This is a genomic window from Streptomyces sp. NPDC001027 (genome assembly GCF_040299045.1).
Taxonomy (GTDB): domain Bacteria; phylum Actinomycetota; class Actinomycetes; order Streptomycetales; family Streptomycetaceae; genus Streptomyces.
Window position 1 is genome coordinate 23,301 of record NZ_JBEPBI010000085.1, and the last position, 9,500, is coordinate 32,800.

Sequence of the window (9,500 nt, forward strand, 5' to 3'; positions counted from 1 at the left end):
GGTTGGATACCGGTACCGGGTGGTGCGGCGGGTCGTTGGGGATACCGCGGACCGTGGCCGTGCCGCCGGGGACAGGGCTCGGTTCGAGGGGATGGAGGGCCGGCCGGTGAGTGACCGCAGTGCGATCGAGTGGACCGAGGCGACGTGGAACCCGACCACGGGGTGCGACCGCGTCTCCGAAGGATGCGACAACTGCTACGCGCTGACACTGGCGAAGCGGCTGAAGGCGATGGGGTCGGCGAAGTACCAGGCCGACGGTGACCCGAGAACCTCGGGTCCCGGCTTCGGGCTGACCCTGCATCCCGACGCGCTGGCCGTGCCGTACGGGTGGAAGAGCCCGCGGACCGTGTTCGTGAACTCGATGAGCGACCTGTTCCACGCCCGGGTCCCGCTCGACTACGTGCGCCGCGTCTTCACAGTGATCTCCGAAACCCCGCAGCACACCTACCAGGTGCTCACCAAGCGGGCCCGGCGCCTGCGCCTGGTCGCCGACCGGCTGGAGTGGCCGGAAAACCTGTGGATGGGTGTCTCGGTGGAGAGCGCGAAGGAGCTGCCGCGCGTCGACGACCTGCGGCGGGTACCGGCCAGCGTGAAGTTCCTGTCGTGCGAGCCGCTGCTGGGGCCGCTGGACGGGCTGGACCTGGACGGGATCGACTGGGTCATCGCCGGCGGTGAGTCCGGGCCCGGGCACCGACGGCTGGAGGAAGCGTGGGTGACGCAGATCCGCGACACCTGCCAGGACGCTGACACCGCGTTCTTCTTCAAGCAGTGGGGCGGCCGCACCCCGAAGGCCGGCGGCCGCCTGCTGGAGGGCCGCACCTGGGACCAGATGCCGCTGCCGGTCGCGGCCTGACGGTCTGTTTGTTGAGGCCGGTCAAAGCCGAACAGATGTCAGCCCAGCCACGAGGTCAGGCTGCGAAGTTGCCGGGGTGGAGGGTGATCTCTCGGGTCCGTTTCACGCCCACCCCGTTGCTGGGCGTCCTGCCCTGCTCGTGCAGAAGGCGTACGGCCTGGCGCACCACCGGCTCGGTGACCTGTCCGTAGAAGGACCCGAAGATTTCCAGTGTGTGGTCGACGAGTCTGACCGGCCGCCGGGTCCGCGTCAGCAGCTTCGCCAGGTTCTCAGCGATCGCCGACACCGCCTTGGCCTCGACCTCCTTCGGGTCCGGGCGGGTCACCGCAGCCACGGAGAACAGTGCGTCATCATCCTCACGCTCCTCCAGTGTCTCCCACCATGTCGCCCGGGCGCGGGCAACAGTGTCGCCGAATACCCACAGGCCATACGGGCTACGGGTCGCGAACACCAGCCGGTACACAGCGCGTTTGCGGGGTGAGTGGGACACCGGCACCGACTGCACGAGCATCCCGGTGCGTTGTGCCACACGGCGCGCGTACTCCGCGGCCACCGCCTCGATCGCATCCTCAGCCGCGCTGCCCTTGTCACGGGAGGCCATTGCATCGGCGAAGTATCCCCGCCACCAGGTCCCGCCGCATACGTCATCGAACCGCTTCAGCGACCTCTCGTTGCCCTTCGGCGAGCGGACATGCCCGCCCAGGCGCCACACGGCCATCATGCTGAAGTTCATCAGCAGCTCGGTCGCCGGCCGCTTCTGCGGCCGCTTGCTGGCGAGAACCTCGACGAGCCGGTCCTGCGGGAGGACGAGTCCGCACGGGTCCAGGAAGAGGAAGAGCGGCTCCCGGACGGCCCGCTCAACAACCTGGTCGAGAACACCGTCGACCTCGCCACGATGGGCATGCGCCCGTACACCGCGAGCCAGATACTGCTGGACAACCTCGTGCAGCCGGTCGAACGATTTTGCCTGGGGCTCGGAGAAGAAACACTCCAGCGTGAGCCCAGGTTTGCCGTGCAGGAACGAGGCAACCCTCAGCGCGATCTCCGCGGACGCCGGATCACCGTTTTCGTAGCGGCCCTCACCCGCGTACCCGTCGAGGTAGACCACACGCTTGTCGTAGGACTGTGTGCCCGTCATGCCGCCGAACTGCGGCAGGTAGCGCTTGAGAAGGTCATGCTTGAACACACTGGGCAATGCTTTGTCCGCCCAGTACTCCCCGCCGGTCCCCGAGGACATCGCCACCCCCGCCATCCGCCGTATCCGTCTGATCACAGATGGTGAGGCATCGGGGGAAGCCGGGCAAGAGACTGACGGGCCAGACCAGCCCACGGCATCAGTCCCCTGAACCTCGGCCCGCTGGTACCGTCGCTCGTATGGAGCAGAACGGACGCCAGGTGCCGCCCTTCGAGCCGGACGAGTACGCGCGCGTCGAGGCAGCCGCCAACATCGTCGGCAAGTCCCCTGCGGACTTCGTGCGTGACGCGGCCCTCGCGGCCGCCGACGACCCGTTCCTCAAGGCCCTCGGCCAGGCCCGCGACCGCATCCCGCAGCTCGCCGAGGTCTTCACCGCCCAGGACACCCGAGCCGCCGATACCGGTGCGGCCACCTGCCCCGACCCGGCTCCGATGGGCAGCCGCGATCTGCACGGCGTCCGGCACGGTCACGCCGCGTGACCCGGTTCCTCACCCCGCAAGAGCTCCTGCAGATCGCCCAGACCCTCCCTGGAGATCCCGCCTGCCTGGACCTGGGCGTGCTGGACGCCGTCTGCGCCCGCGTCCAGGCCCACTACATGGACCGTGACGTATACGCCAGTGACTGGCTCAAAGCTGCAGCCATGCTGGAGTCCATCGCACTGCACGAACCGCTCGAAGCGAGGAACGACTTCTTCGCCTGGCTGGTCGCCGAGACCTTCCTCAACACCAATGGCCAGCGCCTGCACTACGAGCCGAAGGAAGCCCTCGCGCTCGTTACCCGCAGCAAGAACAAGGACGCTCGCGTCCAGGAGGCCGCCGCGCAGCTGCGCGTCTGGTCCACCGGCTGAGGCTCCGGATCCGCGCAGTCCGTCCTTGTGGCGCCTGTCCCGATCGTGGGGCATCCGCAGGACGGATGCGAGAATGTGGGGTGGTCCGGCCCATTGCTCACCCCCGAGGCGACGGGCCGGCTGCGTGTTCAGCGGGCGAGAGTGACAGTGATGGGCTGGTCGGGGCATTCCGCGAGGCGCTGGGCGAGGACGGTCTGCTCGGTGGGGTCGATGGCGAGCTGGTAGCGGGTCTTGATGGCGACCCAGTCCGTGGCGTACTCGCACCAGTTGCCGGCGTACGGCGGCAGCCAGGTGGAGGGGTCCTGGTCGGACTTCGACCGGTTGGAGGCTGCCGAGACCGCGACCAGGGCGCGGGGGTCGTCGAGGTCGTTCGCGTAGGCCTCGCGTTCCTTCGCCGTCCAGGCGGAGGCCCCGGAGTCCCAGGCCTCGGCGAGCGGGACCCGGTGGTCGATGTCGAGGGAGCGGGCGGCGTCGAAGTAGCGGTCGTCGTAGGGCGAGTACCAGGTGCCGCCGGTGAGGGTGCATCCCGCGCCCTGTACGGGATCGGTGACGGCCTCCTCGAGGAGGACCTCCGCGCGGGTGTTGCACCCGTCACGGTCGGCGTCGATCCAGTGCTTGAACAGGTCACGGCTGTAGCCGGAGCGGTTCTCGTCGGCGACCGTGAGCCCGGCCAGAGCGTCACGGACGGGCAGGGTGACGGTGTCGCCGGGGGCGTACCGCTGCGGCGCCGCGACCGGGGCGGCAGCGTGGGCGGTGGCGGGGGTGAGCAGGGCGGCGAGCGCGGACAGCGCGGCGGCTGCGGTGCGTCCGGTACGGGCGAGGCGCACGAACGGGTCCTTCCGAAGATCAAGACGGGGCTGTGATCTTCGTAGTCGGCCCCCGGGCGCTGCAGCAGCCGTCCGGCCCGTACATCACCCGTACGGCGAGGAAGTCACACGATCGCACGACAGCCGGGCCGAACCGCCCCCGTACCCGGCCGCCCTGGGGCACCCTCGAGCCGGGCGAGGAACGGGCCCATGGTGCTCACTCCACCTGGTCGTCTGCCCGAGGTGCTGGAACGGCGAAGGGACACGGCGGCGTGCGGGCGGACAGGCCCCTTGATGCGCTCGAGACGGTGCGGGCGTGCGAAGAGAGGTTCGAGCACGGCTGGGTGCTGGACACGGGGGCGGCGCCACTGCGTGCTGCGGTGCGGGTGCTCGCCGGACAGGGGCTGGTGGAGGAGGCGGACCGGGAGACCCGTGCCGAGCTGTCGGCCTGGGAGGGCCGGGCGGTGCGCTGGGCGGTACGCCTGTCCGCGGCCGGCCACGATCTGCTCGCCTACGCCCGAACCCGGCCGGCCCCGGCGTCGTCCGGGCCCGGGCCGCGGGAGCGGCTGGTGGAGTTGCTGCCGTCGCAGATGGCGGCGCTCAGAGTGTTTGTCGCTCTGGCCGGGCAGCTGCGGCAACCTCCGGCGCCGGGGCTCGCCGAGCAGGTCCGTGCGGCGGTGCATGACCGGAGCGCGGGCCGGTGGCAGCTGTGTCTGACGCGGGAGCAGATGGAGTCGGTGGCGTACGGGTTCTGGCTGCACAGGCTGACCGGATCCGCCTTGGAGGCCAACCGGTTCGGCCGTGACTATGCCGTCATGCACCGTCCGGGCCCGTAGCGCCTCCCGTTTTGGTGATCATTCTTCCGACTCGTAGATGAAGGAATCCCTGTCCGATCCGATGTCAGGGTGCGGCCATAGGGTGCGTATCTCCGAGATTCGGCTCACGCGCGCAGGCATCGGTTCGCCGCGGAGGTAGGCACCCAGGCAGGCGATGGCATCGGCGCACAGATACATCCGGTCGACCCTTCGCTCTTCCCAGGTCCGCGTATCGCCAGCAGGTGAGAGCGGCAGGAAGAGAGCGGCTTCGCGCACCCGGTCGCGAAGGGCCGCGTCGGGGACGCGCTGCATCAGCACCTGGATGTTCAGCACACGCTCATGAAGTGCGACTCTGCGAGTATCGCTGTCGGGGCCGGCCCGGCGGGCATCACGCTGGATCTCGAACAGCTCCGTCAGGACGGCCTCGACGGCTGCGGATGCGCGCGCCTGCCGTTGGCCCTCGCGTTCGTGATCTGCCTGCCGTCGCTGGGTCATGACTGAGGCCCAGATGGAAAGGGCCCCGCCGATTCCGGTGCCCGCCAGACCGAACACTGCGCCCACCCACACCGATGCGTCCATGTGAGCATCCTGGCCGGACCGGCATACGAAAGCAGCCGGGCCCGCCAGACGACGGCTGAGCGCCCGGACGCAGAGCCGGGGCTGATGCCGCTGGCCGGCTCAGCCCCCGCTGCGCCTGGCGGTTACCGGGCGAGGACGGTGACGAGGGCGGCGGTGGTGGTGCCGCCGCCCAGCAGCGCGGCCAGAACGGTGGGGGAGAGGTAGAGCTTGAGCTCGAAGTGGCGTCCAACGCGTACGTGGACCGCATGGCGGCTGTCGTTGCCGGCGTCCTGCGCGGACGGGTCGGGAGGCGGCGTGGCGGGCAGGGTGGTCGACACGGATGGTCTCCTGGGGTTGGCCCGGCGGTGCTGGGGCACCGCACGGGTGTCTGGCGAGTGACAGATCCAGCGGTCGGCGGGCTCCGGCCAGAAGGCCACCGTGCTGGGAGCGTCAGAATGCACGGCCCGTCTACCGCGGGCAACTTCGCTGTGCCTGCGCAGTGTTGGCCCCGGGAACCGGAGGATTCGGGTCTGCGTTTACAGTGCCGAGACACCCCGTCCAAGATCGGGCAAATCGGTTCACTGCCGGGCTAATCGCCGGTTGATGGTGCGACGGAACGTCAACACCGGCTGTGGCTGCACGGTCTCGAATGAGTGACGTTGGGCAACGGTCTGTGAACTGTGGGTGTAGCGGAGATCACTTCCCGTTGGGGGGATCGGCCGCCGCCCCCTCCTTCTCTGGCCGGAGCGGGGAGCGGCGGCTCTCGCCAGACATGGCAGCCACGCCTGTGATCCCCCTGCCCACCGAACGGACCGCGAGCTGGTCACGGGCGCCGAGTCAGGCAGGGATGTTCGAGGATATTGCCCCATCGGGTGATCATCATTCGCAGAAGCAGGGAATTTGCTCTCGATCGACGGAAGACCTGGACATCAGTGCCCGCAGCCCGGTAGGGGCCGTTGCACCCGGATGGAGGGAAAGGCGTCAGGGTCCTTCACCGCCCGGTGCCCGGGTAGGCGCGCCCGCGTGGCGACCATGTCTCGCCAGCGGGCCCCGATCGAGGTAGCCCGTGTCCAGCGTCGCCACGAATCCGAAGCAACCCGGGCTTTTGCACTGCGGCGGGCCCGGGCGGAGCGTGCTGCCCGTCAGGCCGGCACGTCGACCGTTCCTGCCGAGCCTGCCCCACTGCGTACGACGGCTTGAGAACGTCGATCGTCTGTGAGGCCAACGCCGTTGATGGCACGATGAGTTGGGATGAAAGGTGGGGGTTCGTGCAGGGTGACAGGCGGCAGATTCAGACGGCGGTCCTGGGCGGCGCGGACTCGGAGGATCCGCTGATGCTGCCGCTGGAGGCGATCGAGCTGGACGCCTTCCGCCGCCATCACGAGCACGACACGTTCTGGTGCGGGCTGCTGCTCGGAGGCTGCGGCCTCCAGCTGACGACGAAGCTGTACACCGATAGGGTCTGCCACTTCGCCCACTACCCCGGCCCCGACGGGCACCCGCACCTGTGCGGCCGCCGCTCCCGTGGCGTGAACAGCGCCGACCACCTGTACGTGAAGTCCGTGGCCGCCGCCTGGCTCCGCAACCTCGACCTTCAGGCCGACTTCGAGTTCACTCAGCCCGAGGGAGCGCCGATCGGCTCGGTCGTGGACATCCAGTTCCAGCACGGCGGGCTGCGCGTGCACTTGGACCAGGCGGTTCAGCCAGCGTGGGACCAGGACGGCCTCGAGCCGGTGCTCGGAGTGTCGGTGCCGGTGGACCGGGACACCCTGATCGACCGCTGGTACGTCCATCGCATCCAGCTGAACAGCGAGGGCACCACCCGGAAGGTCCAGATCGGCACGGAGGCGTTCGCGCGGGACACCGAGTGGTTCACGCTGGACGACTGCGAGATGACGGAGCGGGGGCTGTCGACGCCGGCGGTCGAGCGGATCGTCCGCGCCCGCAGCACACGCTCTCCGTCACGGTGGCCGACGGGCAAGGCCAAGAAGGTTCCGGACACCGGGGCACGCGCCCAGGTCGTCCTGCGTCGGCTGGCTGATGCCCTGAAAGTGGAGTCCGTGGTCGTGGTCAACCGGGTACTGGGCGAGATCGCTGCCGTAACTGGTGTGAGCCAGCAGACCCAGGCCGAACTGGGCGCCGCCGTGGCGGAGGCGAACCGCTGGTTGGAGGGGCAGGCCGAAGTCCGGCGAGACCTGTTCGCCCGCCTGGACGAAGCCGTGGCCGCCCGGCGCACCAAGCAGATCCGGGAACTCCTGGCTCGCGTCAACGCGACCGCGAGCCACGACCGCACCGACACCGAGGATGTCATCGCGGCCGAGGCCGCCGACTACATGACCGCGTTCACCTCGGAGGCATACCAGCGAGTCCGGGACATCCTCGATGATCTCAGCCGCACCGGGCGACACCTGCAACCTGCGCAGATGCGCCCCCTGGTGGAGAAGGCCATCCAGGCAGCGGCCGACGCAGGGAGCCTCACGGGCGACCGCGAAGCAATCCAGATCGCCTACTGGAAGGAGCGCGCAGGCCTCAACCAGCCGACCTCGCCCTCCCCGGCCAGGCCCGCCCGGGTGGCACCCGCCGGAGACCAGCAGCAGCCCAGAAGGAGGAATCTGCACAAGCAGGTGGCACGCCGATACTGGATCAAGAGAAGCTGCCCGCGCTGCCACGCCGGCCAAGGCCAGAACTGCGTCATCGACAACAAGACCGGCACCGGCGAGGTGCGGAACGTCCCCCATGACGAGCGGCTCCAGCCGATCCTCGAAGAACGAAAGGCCAAACAGCAACAGCAGACCCCGCCACCGCCTCCGTGGCGCGTGTACGACGTCACGTGCCCCGACTGCAGCCAGGGCCCCGACGCTCGCTGCGAGAGCCCCGGCGGCCCTCATCGCTCACGGGTCGAGAAGGCAAAGGAGTTCACCCGCGCTCGAAAACCGCGGCCGGAGTGAACTGGCGTGCCGGTGGACGTACACCGGCGACTTCGTCTTCGCTGCGGGTCAGAGGGCGAACGTATCGGTGAGGCGCGCGCTGTAGCGATGTCAGGGGCGACCGAGGCCACAGGCCTGCTGGGTCGGATGTGCCGACGCCGTTGGGGCTGTGCGCTTGTGCCGATCAGTGTGTGGCCGCTATCGAAAGGACCCTTTTGGGGGACTGCCGAACGGCTATATGTGCCTTCACCGTGTGGACGTCACAGCGGTTTGGTCCCCATTTTCAACCCTTGGCAAGTCACGCTTTGACATGAAATTCACTCCTCGTTCAATGCGGCCGAAGCGAGAGTGAGTCAGGAGCGTTAATCGGTATAGAAGGCCGCGAATCTGCGGCCCTGGCTTGAGGAATCGTGGGGGCCGAAGATGAGCACGGCGTCAGTGAGTAAGCCCAAGGAGACGGCGGTATCTCAGATGCGGCGGCCGACCCTTCTGGTGCTGCCACGGCATGGCACGGGTGAGATCCGGCTGGACAGCCGGACACCGGACATTGCGTTCGTGACCATCACTCCACGCATGGCAGACGTCCTGTTGAGGGAGCGAAATCTGCACAATCGCAAGATGGTGCCGCTGGCCCGGGCCCGGCACACCAAGGCCATGCAGGCCAAGCGGTTCGTCACCACAGGCGACACCCTCAAGTTCGGCCATCACCCGGGCTACGCGTGGGCTCTGATCATCGACGGCCAGCACCGGCTGGCCGCGATCGTCGACTCGGGGCAGTCCTTCGTCATGGGTGTCGCTGTCGGCATCGACTTCGATGCGCAGCAGTACACGGATACGGGCCGGCCCCGCAAGGTTCACGAGACACTGGCGCTGAGGGGCGAGAGCAACGCGACGAAGCTGGAGACGATCGCCCGCTGGGTGTACCGGCTCCAGGAGGAGAAGACGGTGCGGAAGCACGGCGGGGGCCGTGACAGTCTCTCGGGCTACGAGCTCACTGACTTCATCGACGCCAACCCCATGCTGCGGGACTGCGTCACCGTATCCCGGTCGGCCTACCGCAAGTTCAAGGGGGCTGTCGGGCTGCCGACCCTCGGCTGCGTGTGGTGGCATATCGCTCGGGCTGATCCGAGCTACCCGGCGCTTGCCGACGAGTTCTTCGTCAGGATCACGGACGGAACGGGACTGGAAGCCACGGATCCTGTGTACCTGCTGCGGGAGCGTATTCATGGCATGGCAGCCCAAAAGGCGCCGGCCCGACCTTCGCCGCACCAGCAGTTCTGCCTGATCGTCGCGGTCTTTAACGCCTGGCTGGAAGGACGCAGCATGAGCCGTCTTCCTACGTTCACTATCGATAGTCCGCTCACCCCTGTGAGCGGTAAAGCGGCCATCGCACGCACCTGAGGCCCAGGGCTTCGGCGTAGTCGGCTGACGCCCGCTTCCTGACGGATGACCAGATTGGGTGGGGTCGGGTGCAGAACAGGCACGGCCGCCCCGTGATC

General features: G+C 68.5%; 10 protein-coding genes. 6 read left to right on the forward strand and 4 right to left on the reverse strand.

Translation table 11 applies throughout. The features are described from left to right. Window positions 1–106 precede the first annotated feature (106 nt). Window positions 107–853 (forward strand): DUF5131 family protein, encoded by a 747-nt coding sequence (locus ABT300_RS23035; RefSeq protein WP_351678745.1) that lies wholly within the window; start codon window positions 107–109, stop codon window positions 851–853. Between the two features lie 55 nt (window positions 854–908). Here the strand turns inward: ABT300_RS23035 and tcmP are convergent, their stop codons facing one another. Beyond that, window positions 909–2,105 carry a three-Cys-motif partner protein TcmP gene (gene tcmP, locus ABT300_RS23040; protein WP_351678747.1) on the reverse strand — a complete coding sequence of 399 codons (1,197 nt, stop codon included), beginning with the start codon at window positions 2,103–2,105 and terminating at the stop codon, window positions 909–911. A gap of 122 nt (window positions 2,106–2,227) precedes the next feature. Here tcmP and ABT300_RS23045 point away from each other — a divergent pair, with 122 nt between their 5' ends. Together ABT300_RS23045 and ABT300_RS23050 are read left to right on the forward strand one after the other, a co-directional pair. Then, window positions 2,228–2,527 carry a hypothetical protein gene (locus ABT300_RS23045; RefSeq protein WP_351678749.1) on the forward strand — a complete coding sequence of 100 codons (300 nt, stop codon included), beginning with the start codon at window positions 2,228–2,230 and terminating at the stop codon, window positions 2,525–2,527. Beyond that, window positions 2,524–2,895, forward strand: a complete 372-nt coding sequence (locus tag ABT300_RS23050; RefSeq protein WP_351678751.1) for a fic family toxin-antitoxin system, toxin component — start codon at window positions 2,524–2,526, stop codon at window positions 2,893–2,895. Before ABT300_RS23045 ends, ABT300_RS23050 begins: the two co-directional genes overlap by 4 nt. A 128-nt stretch (window positions 2,896–3,023) precedes the next feature. Here ABT300_RS23050 and ABT300_RS23055 read toward each other — a convergent pair whose 3' ends face one another. Continuing rightward, entirely contained in the window at window positions 3,024–3,722 is a 699-nt protein-coding gene (locus tag ABT300_RS23055) for an HNH endonuclease family protein (protein WP_351678753.1), read from the reverse strand. A 251-nt stretch (window positions 3,723–3,973) separates the two neighbouring features. On the opposite strand from ABT300_RS23055, the gene ABT300_RS23060 reads away from it, so the two are divergent. Next, complete coding sequence (locus tag ABT300_RS23060; RefSeq protein WP_351678755.1) at window positions 3,974–4,537, forward strand: DUF6417 family protein; 564 nt, start codon at window positions 3,974–3,976, stop codon at window positions 4,535–4,537. 18 nt (window positions 4,538–4,555) lie between these two features. Here the strand turns inward: ABT300_RS23060 and ABT300_RS23065 are convergent, their stop codons facing one another. Together ABT300_RS23065 and ABT300_RS23070 are read right to left on the reverse strand one after the other, a co-directional pair. After that, the gene (locus ABT300_RS23065; protein WP_351678757.1) at window positions 4,556–5,095 is read right to left on the reverse strand and encodes a hypothetical protein; all 540 of its coding nucleotides are present in this window, start codon (window positions 5,093–5,095) and stop codon (window positions 4,556–4,558) included. Between the two features lie 122 nt (window positions 5,096–5,217). Beyond that, a complete protein-coding gene (locus ABT300_RS23070; RefSeq protein ID WP_351678759.1) occupies window positions 5,218–5,412 on the reverse strand; it encodes a hypothetical protein in 195 nt (64 codons plus the stop codon). A gap of 930 nt (window positions 5,413–6,342) precedes the next feature. Between ABT300_RS23070 and ABT300_RS23075 the strand changes: the two genes are divergently transcribed. Together ABT300_RS23075 and ABT300_RS23080 are read left to right on the forward strand one after the other, a co-directional pair. Then, entirely contained in the window at window positions 6,343–8,022 is a 1,680-nt protein-coding gene (locus ABT300_RS23075) for a zinc finger domain-containing protein (RefSeq protein WP_351678761.1), read from the forward strand. A 417-nt stretch (window positions 8,023–8,439) separates the two neighbouring features. Beyond that, window positions 8,440–9,402 carry a hypothetical protein gene (locus ABT300_RS23080; RefSeq protein ID WP_351678763.1) on the forward strand — a complete coding sequence of 321 codons (963 nt, stop codon included), beginning with the start codon at window positions 8,440–8,442 and terminating at the stop codon, window positions 9,400–9,402. The last annotated feature ends 98 nt before the right edge of the window (window positions 9,403–9,500 follow it).

Bases quoted from the DNA above. Each gene is read 5' to 3' on its own strand.
- ABT300_RS23065 (WP_351678757.1), bottom strand. From the start codon at position 5,095: ATGGACGCATCGGTGTGGGTGGGCGCAGTGTTCGGTCTGGCGGGCACC.
- tcmP (WP_351678747.1), bottom strand. From the start codon at position 2,105: ATGGCGGGGGTGGCGATGTCCTCGGGGACCGGCGGGGAGTACTGGGCG.
- ABT300_RS23045 (WP_351678749.1), top strand. From the start codon at position 2,228: ATGGAGCAGAACGGACGCCAGGTGCCGCCCTTCGAGCCGGACGAGTAC.